The organism is Staphylococcus canis (assembly GCF_016238445.1).
GTDB classification, from domain to species: domain Bacteria; phylum Bacillota; class Bacilli; order Staphylococcales; family Staphylococcaceae; genus Staphylococcus; species Staphylococcus canis.
The window spans coordinates 1-15,112 of the sequence record NZ_JABANU010000024.1 but is presented as its reverse complement, the minus strand read 5'-3'; the positions used below and the strand labels follow the sequence as shown (position 1 = coordinate 15,112).

Annotated in this window: 16 protein-coding genes and 1 riboswitch; of the genes, 4 read left to right on the top strand and 12 right to left on the bottom strand. The window is 38.3% G+C overall.

Annotation, left to right across the window (positions count from 1 at the left end):
- Positions 1 to 37: 37 nt before the first annotated feature.
- Positions 38 to 1,654 carry a BCCT family transporter gene (locus HHH54_RS08940; RefSeq protein ID WP_198618498.1) on the bottom strand — a complete coding sequence of 539 codons (1,617 nt, stop codon included), beginning with the start codon at positions 1,652 to 1,654 and terminating at the stop codon, positions 38 to 40.
- Between the two features lie 381 nt (positions 1,655 to 2,035).
- Between HHH54_RS08940 and HHH54_RS08935 the strand changes: the two genes are divergently transcribed.
- Complete coding sequence (locus tag HHH54_RS08935; RefSeq protein WP_198618497.1) at positions 2,036 to 2,398, top strand: hypothetical protein; 363 nt, start codon at positions 2,036 to 2,038, stop codon at positions 2,396 to 2,398.
- A 63-nt stretch (positions 2,399 to 2,461) separates the two neighbouring features.
- Here HHH54_RS08935 and HHH54_RS08930 read toward each other — a convergent pair whose 3' ends face one another.
- The 7 genes from HHH54_RS08930 to HHH54_RS08900 all read right to left on the bottom strand — a co-directional run bounded on the left by HHH54_RS08930 (position 2,462) and on the right by HHH54_RS08900 (position 8,765).
- A complete protein-coding gene (locus HHH54_RS08930; RefSeq protein WP_198618496.1) occupies positions 2,462 to 2,563 on the bottom strand; it encodes an SE2200 family small protein in 102 nt (33 codons plus the stop codon).
- Positions 2,564 to 2,578: 15 nt separating this feature from the next.
- Entirely contained in the window at positions 2,579 to 4,072 is a 1,494-nt protein-coding gene (gene lqo, locus HHH54_RS08925; protein ID WP_198618495.1) for an L-lactate dehydrogenase (quinone), read from the bottom strand.
- A 508-nt stretch (positions 4,073 to 4,580) separates the two neighbouring features.
- Entirely contained in the window at positions 4,581 to 5,621 is a 1,041-nt protein-coding gene (locus HHH54_RS08920) for an acyl-CoA dehydrogenase family protein (RefSeq protein WP_198618494.1), read from the bottom strand.
- Between the two features lie 13 nt (positions 5,622 to 5,634).
- Positions 5,635 to 6,402 (bottom strand): ABC transporter permease, encoded by a 768-nt coding sequence (locus HHH54_RS08915; protein WP_198618493.1) that lies wholly within the window; start codon positions 6,400 to 6,402, stop codon positions 5,635 to 5,637.
- Between the two features lie 4 nt (positions 6,403 to 6,406).
- A complete protein-coding gene (locus tag HHH54_RS08910; RefSeq protein ID WP_198618492.1) occupies positions 6,407 to 7,357 on the bottom strand; it encodes an ABC transporter substrate-binding protein in 951 nt (316 codons plus the stop codon).
- Between the two features lie 12 nt (positions 7,358 to 7,369).
- The gene (locus HHH54_RS08905; RefSeq protein WP_198618491.1) at positions 7,370 to 8,110 is read right to left on the bottom strand and encodes an ABC transporter ATP-binding protein; all 741 of its coding nucleotides are present in this window, start codon (positions 8,108 to 8,110) and stop codon (positions 7,370 to 7,372) included.
- A gap of 142 nt (positions 8,111 to 8,252) precedes the next feature.
- Complete coding sequence (locus HHH54_RS08900) at positions 8,253 to 8,765, bottom strand: DUF4242 domain-containing protein (protein WP_198618490.1); 513 nt, start codon at positions 8,763 to 8,765, stop codon at positions 8,253 to 8,255.
- A gap of 267 nt (positions 8,766 to 9,032) precedes the next feature.
- Between HHH54_RS08900 and HHH54_RS08895 the strand changes: the two genes are divergently transcribed.
- On the top strand, positions 9,033 to 9,293 hold the full coding sequence (locus tag HHH54_RS08895; RefSeq protein WP_198618489.1) for a metal-sensitive transcriptional regulator: 261 nt from the start codon (positions 9,033 to 9,035) through the stop codon (positions 9,291 to 9,293).
- Positions 9,294 to 9,362: 69 nt separating this feature from the next.
- On the opposite strand, the gene HHH54_RS08890 is transcribed toward HHH54_RS08895, so the two are convergent.
- The gene (locus tag HHH54_RS08890) at positions 9,363 to 10,577 is read right to left on the bottom strand and encodes a putative glycoside hydrolase (protein WP_198618488.1); all 1,215 of its coding nucleotides are present in this window, start codon (positions 10,575 to 10,577) and stop codon (positions 9,363 to 9,365) included.
- Complete coding sequence (locus HHH54_RS08885; protein WP_198618487.1) at positions 10,574 to 11,224, bottom strand: YkyA family protein; 651 nt, start codon at positions 11,222 to 11,224, stop codon at positions 10,574 to 10,576. Before HHH54_RS08885 ends, HHH54_RS08890 begins: the two co-directional genes overlap by 4 nt.
- A 593-nt stretch (positions 11,225 to 11,817) precedes the next feature.
- Between HHH54_RS08885 and HHH54_RS08880 the strand changes: the two genes are divergently transcribed.
- On the top strand, positions 11,818 to 12,288 hold the full coding sequence (locus tag HHH54_RS08880; RefSeq protein WP_198618486.1) for a peptide-methionine (S)-S-oxide reductase: 471 nt from the start codon (positions 11,818 to 11,820) through the stop codon (positions 12,286 to 12,288).
- Positions 12,289 to 12,342: 54 nt separating this feature from the next.
- Here the strand turns inward: HHH54_RS08880 and HHH54_RS08875 are convergent, their stop codons facing one another.
- Together HHH54_RS08875 and HHH54_RS08870 are read right to left on the bottom strand one after the other, a co-directional pair.
- Positions 12,343 to 13,647, bottom strand: a complete 1,305-nt coding sequence (locus HHH54_RS08875; protein ID WP_198618485.1) for an LLM class flavin-dependent oxidoreductase — start codon at positions 13,645 to 13,647, stop codon at positions 12,343 to 12,345.
- Between the two features lie 18 nt (positions 13,648 to 13,665).
- Entirely contained in the window at positions 13,666 to 14,418 is a 753-nt protein-coding gene (locus tag HHH54_RS08870; RefSeq protein ID WP_198618484.1) for a 3-oxoacyl-ACP reductase, read from the bottom strand.
- Positions 14,419 to 14,489: 71 nt separating this feature from the next.
- Positions 14,490 to 14,591, bottom strand: a riboswitch (TPP riboswitch).
- A gap of 155 nt (positions 14,592 to 14,746) precedes the next feature.
- On the opposite strand from HHH54_RS08870, the gene HHH54_RS08865 reads away from it, so the two are divergent.
- A complete protein-coding gene (locus HHH54_RS08865; RefSeq protein WP_198618483.1) occupies positions 14,747 to 15,049 on the top strand; it encodes a helix-turn-helix domain-containing protein in 303 nt (100 codons plus the stop codon).
- Positions 15,050 to 15,112: the final 63 nt, after the last annotated feature.

Here is a 15,112-nt window from a genome sequence, read left to right as displayed (position 1 = left end):
TTTTCTGTCGTTCTGCCTAAACTCGTTCAATCATTTTTTATTCCCACCAGCGATCGTCTTTAGCGTAGCGTAGTGAGAGTGTCCGACGCTCTTGTTCTTTGTGTAGACGTGAGCGTTCTTCAAGTTTGATACGGTCGCTGCTCAGTGTTTTGATAAACGATACCATCAGTAAGATAAAGATAAAGATTAATGGTACGCCGGCAACGATTGACGCCGTTTGAAGTAGGTTTAAAATTTTGTCTCCACTGATTAACATTAAAGCAAGTGGAATAAGTGACAACGCGAATGCCCAGAATAGACGATTCCAACGATAAGGTTCACCGTTAATTTTAGTTTGTGTCGCACCTGCTAAAATGTATGAACCTGAGTCAAATGTTGTTGATAAGTAAATGAGTGCTGTAATAACGAAAATCACAATAACAACGTGACTCATTGGAAGTTGACTTAAAATGGCCATGATTGCGGCAGGACCTTCTTGTTCTTTTAGGACTTGTGTCACTGAGAATCGACCTGAAAGTTCTAGCCATAGTCCATAGTTACCTAAAATACCAAAGAATAACGTACAACCAAGCGTACCGTAACCTAGTGTTCCTAAAATAACTTCTTTCAATGTGCGACCTTTAGAGATACGCGCAATGAATAGTCCGACGAATGGGGCATATACTAGCCACCATGCCCAATAGAAAACTGTCCAACTTTGTGGGAACTCATCTTTAGGAATACCATTTAAACCACCGAATGGTTCGAGCCAAGTTGCCATTCTAAAGAAGTCTCTAAACATTAATCCCATACTTGATACGGTTGTTTCCATAATGAAAACAGTAGGTCCCACAATAAATACGAACAATAATAGTATAAATGTAAGCCAAATGTTAATGTCACTTAAAATTTTGATACCGTATTTCAACCCTGAATAAGAACTCACTGCAAAAATCGAAGTTGAAATCACTAAAATGACAATACGTAACCATGTCGCGCTACCGTCTAAACCTGTTAGCGTTGCGACACCTTCAGCGATCATTGGTGTGGCAAGGCCTAACGTTGTCCCAGCACCACCAAGTAATCCGAATATGAATAATACATCAATAAGCTTTCCAGGCCATCTATTTGTGTAGCGGCCTAATATCGGTTGACATGCATAACTGATACGTACAATAGGTTGCTTTTTCACGTATAATGAATAAGCAATAGGTAGAGCGGGAAGGACGTAAATTGCCCAAGCTATAGGGCCCCAGTGGAACATCCCATACGTTGCCGCGTAATTAATAGCTTCTTCACTACGGGGCTTGATGTGAAATGGTGGACCATCATAATAGTACGCCCATTCGATAATACCCCAATATAAAATACTTGAGCCTATACCCGCACAAAACAGCATGGCAGCCCAACTCATCGTATTAAACTCTGGTTTATCATCAGATGCACCGAGGACAACGCCTCCATATTTACCAAAAGCAATATATAAAATAAAAACGAGTACTGCAATACCAATACCAAGATAAACTGCACCAAGTTTTGAAGTAACAATTTGATTTAAATCTAAAATAATGGCACTACTCCAACTTGGAAATAAAATTAATGGAATGACTACGGATAATAAAATCAATAATGAAATCGTAAACGTCATCCAATCCATCAATTTAAATTTTTTCACAATATCCTCATCCTTTATAAATTATTAATATTACGAATAGAAAAAGACCATCTGTATCTTACAAATAGTCTCTTCTCATCTCATTGTGTGACTGAATTCTTAAGTCAATACCAAGTATAGCATGTGAGTACAAAACAAACTCGACCACCTTACTCTTAGTATAGCTTATTACGCAACAGTTTTGAACATAATATACGACTTTTTTAAATATAAAGTGTAAGATAAGCATAACTCCAAGAGACACATACGCATCTTAGCCGACCATGTCTCTAAAAATTTAGACAGTTAGGCTATCAATAGTACAAATTAGGGAAGTTAGCCAATGTATTGACGGAAATTTGTTACAGTAGTATATGTAGGTAAATATGAGGAGGTTACGATATGGTGAATCGTAAACATTTAAAAATTTTTACAGCTTCAGCAATGTTACTCACAGCAGGTACATGGGTGTCTGCAGATCACAACGCACATGCAACAGAACAAATAGACCCAGGTTTCTCAGTCGTGGATAAAACGAAGAAAGTATCAAAACCGAAAGTGGATCCAGGCTTTTCAGTGGTGGACAGAACAAAGAAAGTATCAAAGCCAAAAGTGGATCCAGGCTTTTCAGTGGTGGACAGAACAAAGAAAGTATCAAAGCCAAAAGTGGATCCAGGCTTTTCAGTGGTGGACAGAACAAAGAAAGTATCAAAACCGAAAGTAGACCCAGGCTTTTCGGTGGTGGACAGAACGAAGAAACAATAAGAAAAAAATTTGTATGAATACAAAAAGGGGTGAGACGCTAGATTGCGCCTCACCTTTTGAATATTAATATTCAATATTTGGCATTTTGTTAACGTGTTGTTGGTAACGTTTGAAACCAACGTAACCTAATGCGATAACGACACCAGTAATTAATAAAGCTCTCATATTATGGAAACTCCTTTACTCGTAATAGTTTAATTCAAGATCTTTAGAAGTTTGACGACGTGTTTTCTTCATAAGTTCTACGTCATTAATTAATGATTGACCGTATGAAGGGATCATTTTTTGAAGTTTTGGTTTCCATTCAGAAGTATATTCAGGGAAGTTTCTTTCTAATACTTCAAGTGCTACAGATACAGAAGTAGAAGCCCCTGGTGATTCACCTAATAAAGCGATAACAGAATGGTCTTCTGAGTTAACCACTTCAGTACCGAATTGAATGAACCCTTTACCGTGTTCTTCTGTGTCTTTAATAACTTGTACACGTTTACCAGCTGTGTATAATCTCCAATCTTCATCACGTGCTTCAGGGTAGAACGTACGTAAGTGGTTCATGCAACCTTCTTTTGTCATGATGATTTGGTCGATTGAGTATTTGATTAATGGTAAGTTTTTCACAGCTGCCGCCAGTAATGTTGTGATGTTGTATGGTTTAACAGACTTGAATAAGTCAAGGTTAGAACCATATTTTAAGAATTTAGGACCGATGTTTGCGAATGGTCCGAATAATAATGTTTGTTTACCGTTAATGTAACGTGTATCTAAGTGAGGTACAGTCATTGGTGGTGTACCAGGTGGTTCTTTACCGTATACTTTAACCCCGTGTTCTTCGATAACAGCTGGGTTTGTACACTCTAAGAATTGACCCGTAATTGGGAATCCACCTAAATGTTTACTTTCAGGGATACCTGTTTTTTGTAATAACGGAATTGCACCACCGCCGGCACCGATGAAGACATAATCTGCTAATTGTACTTCAGATTCACCTGTTTGACGGTTAACTACAGTCACTTCCCATTTGCCGTCTCCACGACGGTTGAAATCACGTACTTCATGGTTGAAGTGAATAGAAGCGTTAGGGTGTTTTTCGATACCTTTCGCCATTTTACGTGTTAATTCACCGTAGTTTACATCAGTACCTTGGTCGATTTTACTTGCAGCCATAATGTCATCAGCGCTACGGCCTTTCATCATTAATGGCATCCATTTACGCATTACTTCAATGTCTTCAGTGTATTCAATCTCTTCAAACATTGGGAATGCTTTCATTGCTTCGTAACGATCTTTTAAGAATTTACGGTTGTTTTTACCGCGTACGAAACTGATGTGTGGAAGTGGTCGGATAAACTCTTTAGGATCACCAATACCATGATTTTTAACAAGGTGACTCCAAAATTGTTTTGAAATCTCGAACTCTTCATTGATTGTTTTTGCTTTTTCAATGTCGATTGAGCCATCAGGTTGTTGCACTGTGTAGTTTAACTCACATAAAGCAGCGTGACCTGTTCCGGCATTGTAACGTTCATTTGAACTTTCTTCGCCTGGTTTGCTTAAGCGTTCGTAAATCTTAAGGTTCCAGTTCGGTTCTAGTTCTTTCATCATTGATGCGAAAGTCGAGCTTAAAATACCCGCACCAACGATAAGGATGTCTTTTTGACCAGATTGATTTGACATACTTATCACCTTTCGTTTAGTTAGTTTGAGGGATCATATTACATAGAAAGGCCTGTCCTTCCTGTAACACGCTTCGACACTATTATAATACAGTCAATAAAGATATAACAGTAATTATTATTAATTGTGCTAAGAATTTTGTATGTGCTATATTAATTTCTTTTTAAAGGTTCTGCAAGTATTTTTACTTGGGTACAAGAGAATTTAAGAGGCGTAAAAAGTAGGACTTTAAATCTGTCCTAATCAAATATTTTGAACTTGCATTTTATCATAACACGTGATATGTATATCATAAATAATAAGTTGATTTTTACTTTCATGACTATTCAATATTAGAATTGAGTTCACTTGAGCTTCGTGCATTTTTCGTATTGTTGTGTGAACGCAGCAATGTGCCAATAACGCAATCATAAGGTGTAATATTTTTGTTACGTTAAAAACCCCCACAGCCGATCAAAGCTTTGTGGGGGTTTTGTCCTTGAGTGTATCGTAAAGATATTTTCCAGTATTATGAGTGTTGTAATTCAGCTTCTAATTTTCCTAAATGACGTAATGTTGGTGTCAGTGCGGCAAAGAAGAAGCCTTCTTTGAGTTTTCGTGTTTGTGGTGATGTTGGTGTATAAGCACGAGAACCTCCATTAACCATTGATGCTTGGTTCACATCTAACAATAAGTAGCCCAGTTCTTTTTTAAGACGAATGATGTCAGCGAAGTGATCTTGAAGGGCTTCAGGATTTGTTTCAATGAGTTGATAATATTCAGAACGTAATGCATTGTAACGTGCTTCATACCCTTTAATATCATATTCTAAATACTGATTAATGCCATTTTGTGCATTTGAGAATTGATGAATCAAGTCTAGAGATGAACGTATTGAACCAAGTGCGATTGGTATTTGTAATGTGACAAATTGTGGTCGGATTTCACTTGCGAACGCTTTAGCATCTTTAGAAATAATCCACTCATCTGGCACAACGACATCTTCAAATGTAATACCATACGTCGCAGAACCGTTAACGCCTAGGAATTGCTTCGGTGCGTTGAGCGTAATACCTGGTGTATTGCCTCGAACGATAAACATCACAAGCTCATCGCTATCTTGATGTTTCGAAATAGCACCGAAATAATGGTCTTCACCGATGTTACTCACAGCAGGTAAACGTCCATTTACCACAAGGCGCTCTCCATCATAATGATGTGATAAGTTAAATTGTTCTAAATCATTGAAGGATTTCATAGGATTTGAAAGGCCTGTCGCCCCAAATACCTCACCGCGCATAAGTTGTTGTTGTAATGTATCGTGTAGTTCAGGTTGAGTGGCTCTTGATAAATAGGTTGAAAATGCAAGTTGACACCATAAGCAAAAGCCGGTTGTTAAGCATGACTGAGAGACAGCTTCTACTGTTTGTGCATTTTTCAATAAGTCTTTACTTGAAAAATTACCATCTTCAAAAATATGTTGAATAAATGGTTTCGCGTAATAGTCTCCGTTATCAATGTCCACAACATACGGGTCCAGTTCATTCTTAATACGTTCATCTAATGTCATGTTCGGTCACTCCTTAAAATGATTCTCCATAATGTTTTAAAATAAATGTTTCAATATAACTGATGAGTCGGTCAATGATAAAGCCGAATACGCCGATAAAGAAAATAGCCGCTAATACGTCTTCAAGATTTAACATGTTACGTGAATCGACAATTAAAAAGCCTAGTCCAGATTGAGCCCCAATCATCTCACCTGATACTAAGAAAATCCAGCTCGTGCCGACTGCAACGTGAATCCCAGACATGATCTGTTTGAAAGCGCCTGGAAAAATAATATCTCGATATAATGCGAATGTAGATAAATTTAAATTACTCGCGATTTTTAAATAGTGTTTTTCGATATTGCGCACACCTTTAATTGTATTAAAGACAATTGGGAAGAATGCGGCAATGAAAATAATGACAATGGCAGGTAAACTTCCAATGCCAAACCATAATACGATAAATGGCGACCACGCTATCGGTGAAATGGGACGCAACAATTGAAATAGCGGTTCTATCGCGTGATAAAACACATCGTTTCGCCCTAATAATATGCCGATAGGTACTGCTACAAGTACCGCAATGCCGAATCCTACGATAAATCGCCATAAACTAATACCTAAGTGGATAAATATTTCCCCGGTTATGATGAATTGCCAAATATGCTCAGCCACAAGAATCGGGCCAGGTAGCAATACCGGTTTATATCCACCAATCCATATCACCAATTGCCAAATTAAGAGAAAAAGCACAAAGGCAATGAAGGGTAATAATCCTTTTTTTATAAGTGAAGACGTCATATGATTAACCCTCCTGATATAACGTCGTATCGACGAATGATTGATATGATGGTGCTTCAAATAAATCATGTTCATTAACCAATGCTGCGATATCGTTATAGCCAGACTGTTTTAATGTTAAATCGCCATAAGATGTCCATTGTGCAGATTGTTCAAGAACCTTGCGATCTTGCTTATATTTTTGAGCCATTAAGTCGACGCTACGTGCGCGGTCTGTCATTTGATAACCTGCTTGTTTATAATCACTGACAAATTGTTGTGCAGCATCACTATGGTTATCGATGAGGTCTTCTTGTAAGACAAGCACACAACAATAAGCGTCATTTATAATATCGCTACCGTGTGCGAGTAAATCCCCGGCACCGAGCTTTTCGCCAAGTGCACCAAAAGGTTCAGCGACAGAGTAACCATCAATCCGATGCTCATTAAGTGATGCAGGCATTTCAGCTGGTGCCATTTCATGATAATGAAAATGGCCTTTGGGTACGCCTAACTGGTCACGCATCGTTTCAAGTAATAAGTAATGCGTGGAGTAGCGATGTGGAATCGCAAAGGCATACTCATCCGAGTGGTTGAAGTCTGATAAATGATGCCCTTTTTGTCCTAATACAACATTACCTTCATGATGACCAAGCGCTACAGCTTTAATCGGTGCGCCTTTTGATTTTGCTTTCATCGCAAGTTCGATTAATGTGGACGCGCCATCAATACGACCACTATTTAACGCATCCATTAAATCTGGCCAGTTATTGAACTGTACCAATTTAATTTGATAAGGACTATGTTTATTGTGTGCATTGACTTGTTCAGTCATCATCAAATTCGCTGCATGCGTAATAGGGAGGTAGCCAATTTTAATGACTTCCTTATTAGCGTGAGATGATGTTTTTTCTTTCGGTGCACATCCCGTTAATATGAGAAGTAATGTCATGATCATGATTAATCCTTTTTTCATGCCAATACCTCCCTAAATTTGATATTCCGGTTCAGCCATATGATGATTGAGCGCGAAATCTTCCATGACTTGATTACGAATCGTCACCATTTGGTCAGCATTGCGGTTACGTGGATGTGATAATGGCACAGTATATTGGTTGATGATTTTACATCCTTCATCGAGTAAGACGATTTCATCAGAAAGGTATATCGCTTCATCGATATCATGTGTCACTAATAAGAGCGTCGCGTCTGTATGATCGCGCAACGTCAATAATTGATCTTGTAATTTAAAACGTGTAAACGTATCTAATGCGCCGAGCGGTTCATCAAGTAAAATCACGTCAGGTTGATGAATCAATGCACGACATATCGCAACACGTTGTTTCATCCCGCCAGAAAGTGCATCTGGGAAGTAATGGCCTTTGCCTTCAAGGCCGACTTTTGCTAAGTATTGATTAATTTCGTCATTTCGAATTTTGCGATTTAAGCCGAGACGAATATTATCGTTAATTGTTTTCCACGGTAAGAGGTTATGATGTTGAAATAACATTAAACAATCTGATGATGGTTCTTGTTTGATTTTATTATCAATTGAGACATGTCCAGATGTTGGTGTTAAAAAACCACCGATAATGTTTAACAAAGTTGATTTACCACAGCCACTTTTACCGATAAAAGTGATAATCTTATTTTTTTCTATATTGAGATTAAAGTTCTGAATGACTTCATTTGAACCAAAAGCGTGGTGAAGGTGCTCTATTGTAATCAACGTAAACCTCCTATTATTCTTATCAAAGTAGTAAGGATTAAATTTAAATAGAGACGGGACTATAAGGACGTGACGCCTTTATATCCCGTCTAAAATTAATTAAATGTCGATCATACATCAGTGTTGTTACACACGTATTAGATTATATTTTTTCAATTTCATCGATAGGTGTATCCACTGCTTCTCTTGCACGACGCACAGCATCTTCATCTGGTGCGTTATATAAGCATACACATTTTGACATATCTTCGCAGACATATGTTCTTTGGAATTGAACTTCTGGTACTTCTTCGTAGTGTACAGAGTTTTTCTTTTTACGATCTAAATATTGATCCATTGTGATACCTTCAGGAATATTCCAAGTTACAAGGTAGTCGATATTCACATCGCCTTGTTTTACTTCGTCTAATGATTTCCCAACTAAACGTACTTCTTTTACAAGGCTCACTTTGATGCCATTGTCTTCGAGTAATGCTTGTGCATCTTTTTCAGCATCAGCTTCTACAATAAAATAACCGTGTGTTAAGTTTTCAGTCACTTGAACTTCTACAAGTTCAGCTTTATCGCTTTTTGATAATGTTTCTACTTTATCTTCAAATTCAGTTTTGTTGTTTGCAAATGATAAGTCTGTTGTTTCTAATAAAAATAATGACATGAATAGTTCCTCCCAAAAACGAGTATTTATAAGCATAATATAATAATTCTTATCCGATTACAAGGATATGATTTAAAAATATTTCGCACGTCTTGATTAATATTGTGATTGAATGATAGAAATAAACAAAAGTAGGGAAGGGAGTATCGCTCAACATACTGCTAATAGTGATCTTATCATATTTGGGATACCCCTATATGTATTTGACCTAAACATAAACGTTCAATAAAATAATGACATGAACTTAGCGAAAAGGAGTAAAAATCCATGAACTATGATGAAAAAATGAAAAATCGAATCAAACGTGTGCAAGGGCAATTGAATGGCATACTCAAAATGATGGAAGAAGATGCGGATTGTAAAGATGTCGTGACGCAAGTGAGTGCCTCTAAAAATGCGTTACAACGTCTGATTGGCGTTATCGTTAGCGAAAATTTAGTCGAATGTGTCCGTGCAGCAGAAGATGGTGATGAGGACGCACAAGCTTTAATTAACCAAGCTGTCGAGTTGTTGGTTAAAACGAGATAATATAGATGGGCACAATGCCATATATAAAGAAAATCGTTTGCTGAATATGCCCAGCAAACGATTGTTTAATTATTTTTCTTTTTCAGTTGGTGTGTAGTCGACACCTTCAGTATAGTCATTCGCCGCATTCCATAATAAGAATTCGTGAATGTCATTTTCTTCTAATGCTTTAATTTGATCTTCAATTTCTTGTTGGTTGTAATCTTTATATTGACCTGCACCAAGGTAAGACGCTGTAAAGTCTTGTAACCATGGGCGAGATTTCGGTTTTTGCTTACCTAATTCGTCAAGTACCGCGTTTTCACGTTCAATATATTCTTTTGTCGCTTTATATGGTTCTGTATCAGGCGCATCTAAACCAAAGTCTCCTGGACTCCAGTGACTTGGGTAAATCATCGCTGAAATGGCATCAACATGTTTCGAAATTTGAGGGAAGCTTTGGCCTATACCACTTGCTTCTTTAACAAGCGCCGTGTAACCAAACACGTCCGCAGACACTTCAACGCCATATGGTTTTAATTCCTGATGCGCATAATTGACAAAGTTCGTAATACTTTCAACACGTTGTTCGGTATCTGTTTTATCACTATCTTTGAAAGGCCCTTTATCATACTCTAAACTACTCGCTTTATTTTCAAAGCCTTCTGGGAAACGAACATAGTCAAATTGAATATCTTTAAAGCCTAACTTCGCCGCTTCTTTCGCCACATTCACGTTATAATCCCAAACTTCTTTTAAATATGGATTCACAAAACTATCGCCGCCGTCATTTTGCCATACTTTGCCATTTTCTTTAAACGACCATTCAGGATGATCTTGAGCTAAAGCGGTATCCTTGAACGTTACGATACGTGCAATAGGGTAGATATTGTTTTTCTCCATTTCCTTCAGCACAGTTTTCGCTTCCGTCACATCTAATGTGTATTTTTCGATTAAAGGATCATTCGTATCCAGAGACATCGTGATATTACCATGGTCATCTTTCACGTCAATCACCATCGCATTGAGTTCCGTGTCGTTAATTAACTTAATCAACTCTTGAAACTTTTCATTTTTTGTAGAATACGCTGTAAGATAAATCCCTTTTACGCCATCTTTAGGATACTTAAAATCATATTGACTATCATATGTCATATTTTTTGGTAATTGTGTTGGTAACTGAACATCTTGTTTTGGCAACATATCAATCGGTTGCGCATTTTTAGTTTCTGCAGCTTGTGCTGTTGAAGCACTTAGTAAAAAGAGTGCTGCTGTCCCAACATAAACAACATTTTTTAATCTCATGCTGACGCACCGCCTTTCTCTTGTTTAATGGCTGATTTTAAAGACTCTAAACTCTGTGTTGCATCTTGATACTGGCGGTTCATAGATTCAACATGTTTATTGAGCTCTTGTTTTGAAGCATTATAGTCATCTAAACCTTTTTCAAGATCGTTAATTTTAGCGTCTTTTTTACCAGATTGTTTTAACGTTTCTTTTGCTTTATCTAATGAATCACGGTATGTAGACGTATAGCCATCAAGTTCTTGATACAGTTTGTTTAATGTTTCATGTGCAGCCTTTGCTTTGCCTTCAAGTTTACTGTTGTCATCATCTTGATACTTAGATAATTGATCAATTTCTTTTTTAAGTGCTTTCTTTTGATCATTCAAAGTATCCAAACGATCAGATTGTTTTTGAATCCAATCAAACACAGGCCCCTTCTCATCCGTTAACGCCTTCGCAGACGCTTGATCTTTAAACGACGCATCCAGCGCCTTCTGTAAACCAGACTCCGCATGATTAATCGAATTCATTTGACTCACAATCTTATCTTGCAACTTAAGCCCCTCATCCGGCACATCCTTAATACTATCAGCACCCTGATTCGAACAAGCCGCAACCAACAAACCAACAGAAACCGTCACAACACCCAAACGAAAACCTTTCATACAAACACTCCTTTATGTATATTAAAAACTCAAGCATTCCCCATAAAAAACAACACTACCACTAACAATAACAAACACACCCCACCAAAGCGAGCAAAAACACAAAGGTCACACAAGGTCATTGAGGAAGCGGTTAGGATTCAAGCAGAATGGAATAATGCGCAAAAATTGGTTTTTAATTTTAGCGCATTATGAAATTCTGTCGAGAATCCTGCTTCCGAAATGCCGTTCATAGCCTCCCACCGCACCTAGCACAAGGTTGTCGAGAATTCAGCTCTCGAAATGCCGTCTATCACCAAGGTCATTGAGGAAGCGGTTAGGATTCTAAAGAACCACTTCGGAGGAGTCGTTTATTTAAAGATTAACATCGTATTAAACCTCCAGACGTTAGTGGTTCTTACAAATGCGTCCAAGCGCATTTGTTCATTTAACACCTGCACGTTGCGAAGTTCCACTGAAAATCCTGCTTTTGAAACACCGTCAATCACTTCCCACCTCATCTGGCAATAGGCTTTACCATGTCCTCCTGCAACATTCTAGCTGTATCGGTGTGGGTTCACATGGTACGATGTTTATACAAAGGAGATGAAGTGATGGAAACGATTTATTTAGCAGGTGGATGTGTTTGGGGAACGCAAGCTTATATTAAAACCTTACCTGGTGTGGTTGAGACTGAAGCGGGGCGTGCGAATGGTGAGACGTCAACGTTAGAGGGGCCTTATGATGGTTATGTTGAGAGTATTAAAACGGTGTTTGATCCGAAAATTGTGAGTCCGAAAGCGTTGACTGCGTATTTGTTTGAAGCGATTAATCCATATCTACACAATCGTCAAGGAGAAGATGTTGGACCAAAATACCGCACGGGAATTTATAGTACAACGCCACAACATCTTGAGGAGGTATCGGAGTATATTCAGTCTAGAGCGGATGCAGATCGTATTATTGCGGAAGTGTTACCATTGACGCAGTTTGTGCCGAGTGCTCCGGAACATCAAGATTATTTAGATCGTCATCCAGATGATTATTGTCATATTCCGAAAGCGTTGTTAGAACGTTTTCGTTAATTCAAAATAGGGACAACGTTAACGATAAGTGTTAGTGCTGTCCCATATTTTTATTTATGACAAACCTAAGTGTTCACGGAAGGTTTGACCAGTGTAATGTGTACGGTAGAGTCCTCGTTTTTGTAGTTCTGGCACGACGTATGTTACAAAATCTTCTAAACTGTGAGGCAATGTTGGTGGCATCAGATTAAAGCCATCAGCAACGCCTGCATTGAACCAAGCTTCCATTTCATCGACAATCATTTCAGGTGTTCCAATTAATGTCAGATGACCACCGCCTGCGTTTAAGTAACCGAGTAATTCACGGACAGTTGGTTGTTTATCTTGAATGATGTTGAGTATTGTTTCGTAACGTCCAGAAGGGCCTGTAAATTCAGATAGAGGTGGAAGTTCTGGAACGGGTTCATCTAATGCCCATTTGGTACAGTCTTGTTGCACGAAAAAGCTCAATTGTTTTAAAGCATCTTCAATCGGTAGCGCAGCATCTAATTTTGCTTTTTTCTCTAAAGCTGCTTCATACGTGTCTGCTACGTAAGTTACAAGTCCTGGGAAGATTTGAATGTGACGTGTGTCTCCAATGTCACGCAATGCTGTATCGATACGTTCTCGAAATGAACGGGCTTGTTCCATATTCCATGCGACAGCATACACAGCATCTGCATGTTTTGCGGCTAATGCAACACCTTGTTTCGATGCGCCTGCTTGCATAGCAACTGGCTTATGTTGCGGGCTTTGTGGTGTTGATAATGGGCCTTTCACTTGAAAGTAGTCGTCTTTATAATCGAAAGGTGTAATATGTTCTGAATCGAGAATACGTTTTGATGTGCGGTCTGCAAGGAATTGATCGGTTGACCAAGAAGTGAGGAGTTCATCCATCACATCTGCAAATGCTGCGGCTTTCGCATAACGTGACGCATGGTCAGGTAAATGCGTCATACTGTGATTTTGTGCTTCTAAATCAGTCATTGATGTCACTAAATTCCACCCGACACGGCCACCTGTAATGTGATCTAAACTGAGTAACTGACGCGCGACAGTATACGGGTTTGAAAATGTACTCGAAATGGTAGAGACGAGTCCGATGTGTGTAGTCGCTTGACTGATCGCAGTTAAATTCACAATCGGATCAAACCAAAAGGCAGGCATCGTTCGGTCAGTTGTTGCGGGAAAGGATTGATTGTCCGCAAAAAAGACGGCATCAAGTAATCCTTTTTCTGAGAGTTGTGCGAGTTCTTGGTAGTATGTAATGTCTCCCACGCGTTCAATACTCGAATCTTCCATTAACCAAGCGGCTTGATGGTGACCGCATCCATATAGTAAGACCCCAATATGTAAAGGGGTGTGTGCTACTTTAGACATAATCATACTCCTTTAATATTAGTTCATTGTGAGTCCGCCATCGACTGTAATATTTTGACCTGTAATACCGTCTGCTTGTTCAGACGCAAGGTATGCGACCATGTTCGCAACGTCTTGAGGTGTTGTGACTTTGCGCAGCGGTGTGGATTGTGCGATTAAATCAAACACTTCAGGTGTTGTTGCGGCACTAGCATCTGTTGTTTTTAGTAATCCACCTGAAACGACATTCGCATTGATACCGTGTTGACCGAGTTCTGATGCGATATTACGTGTGAATCCAATTAAAGCTGCTTTAGCTGTTGTATATTCATGATATGGTACAACTGGATTTTGATATAAGTTTGTGCCGATACTGATAATTGTTCCGCTTTGACGCTCTAAAAATTGTGGGATAACACTTTGAGTAACGTTGAATGCACCTTTAATTGTGCCATCAAGTTGTTGTTGATAATCTGACCACTCTAAGTCTTTGAATGATTTTTGAGCATCTGGATCAAATTTGAATCCAACGAGTGCGTTATTCACAACAACGTCAATTTGACCAAAATGAGCTGTCGCTTTTTCGACTAACGCTTCAACAGCGTCACGATTTGTAACGTCAGCTTGAAGAGCAACCGCACGATCTGTACCAATTTCAGCCACAACTTGTTCTGCAGCTTCTTGATTTTGATGATAATTCACAATAACATTAAACCCTTGATTCGCGAGCGTTTTCGCAGTGATGGCACCTAATCCACGACTCGCGCCTGTTACTAATACTGTTCTAGACATATGCATAACCTCCAAAAAAATATAAAAAAATACGCAACCTTACGTGGAAAGTTGCGCCCAAAAGACAGAGTTATACCTACGCTACACTTTCCTACGCCAGTACGAACTGGTTCAGGTTCGAAGGGTTTGAGGTACACCTCATCTCAGTTAAAAAAACACCCCTAGTGCATATTTTTATTTAAATTCAATGTATAAAAGAACACTAATAAAGTCAAGAGAAGACGAATAGCGTATTAGGTATGCATGATTTCGTATTTTTATATGAATAAGATTGCATACCAAAGCGCAATGGAAAGCGTTTACAATATAAATACAAGGAGGGAAACCTTTGCTGAGTCATAGACAATATGAAATTTTAGAAAAAATCATTCGTAATGAGGATTATATTTCTGTAGTTGATTTAGCACATGAATTCGATTTGACAGAGAGAACAATTCAATATGATTTGGAATATATCGAATTGATGAAAGATAAATTGGAACTCGAGATAGACCGTAATAAAAGACAAGGCATTAAAATAATCTCTCACAACGATGATTTGTTGAAAAAAGAAAAGAGTACAGTATTTTGTACTGCACCCCAAAAGTTGAACCTACAAAATTCAACTTTTGGGGTGTTTAATTATGAATAAAAGTTATAGTTTAGATTTCAAACTTAAAATATTACAAGAATACAAAAGCGGGCAACTTGGTTA

What these genes read in the sequence shown, in the direction of transcription:
- HHH54_RS08935 (WP_198618497.1), top strand. Translation starts at nt 2,036, where the DNA reads ATGGTGAATCGTAAACATTTAAAAATTTTTACAGCTTCAGCAATGTTA.
- HHH54_RS08930 (WP_198618496.1), bottom strand. Translation starts at nt 2,563, where the DNA reads ATGAGAGCTTTATTAATTACTGGTGTCGTTATCGCATTAGGTTACGTT.
- lqo (WP_198618495.1), bottom strand. Translation starts at nt 4,072, where the DNA reads ATGTCAAATCAATCTGGTCAAAAAGACATCCTTATCGTTGGTGCGGGT.
- HHH54_RS08920 (WP_198618494.1), bottom strand. Translation starts at nt 5,621, where the DNA reads ATGACATTAGATGAACGTATTAAGAATGAACTGGACCCGTATGTTGTG.
- HHH54_RS08915 (WP_198618493.1), bottom strand. Translation starts at nt 6,402, where the DNA reads ATGACGTCTTCACTTATAAAAAAAGGATTATTACCCTTCATTGCCTTT.
- HHH54_RS08910 (WP_198618492.1), bottom strand. Translation starts at nt 7,357, where the DNA reads ATGAAAAAAGGATTAATCATGATCATGACATTACTTCTCATATTAACG.
- HHH54_RS08900 (WP_198618490.1), bottom strand. Translation starts at nt 8,765, where the DNA reads ATGTCATTATTTTTATTAGAAACAACAGACTTATCATTTGCAAACAAC.
- HHH54_RS08895 (WP_198618489.1), top strand. Translation starts at nt 9,033, where the DNA reads ATGAACTATGATGAAAAAATGAAAAATCGAATCAAACGTGTGCAAGGG.
- HHH54_RS08890 (WP_198618488.1), bottom strand. Translation starts at nt 10,577, where the DNA reads ATGAGATTAAAAAATGTTGTTTATGTTGGGACAGCAGCACTCTTTTTA.
- HHH54_RS08885 (WP_198618487.1), bottom strand. Translation starts at nt 11,224, where the DNA reads ATGAAAGGTTTTCGTTTGGGTGTTGTGACGGTTTCTGTTGGTTTGTTG.
- HHH54_RS08880 (WP_198618486.1), top strand. Translation starts at nt 11,818, where the DNA reads ATGGAAACGATTTATTTAGCAGGTGGATGTGTTTGGGGAACGCAAGCT.
- HHH54_RS08875 (WP_198618485.1), bottom strand. Translation starts at nt 13,647, where the DNA reads ATGTCTAAAGTAGCACACACCCCTTTACATATTGGGGTCTTACTATAT.
- HHH54_RS08870 (WP_198618484.1), bottom strand. Translation starts at nt 14,418, where the DNA reads ATGTCTAGAACAGTATTAGTAACAGGCGCGAGTCGTGGATTAGGTGCC.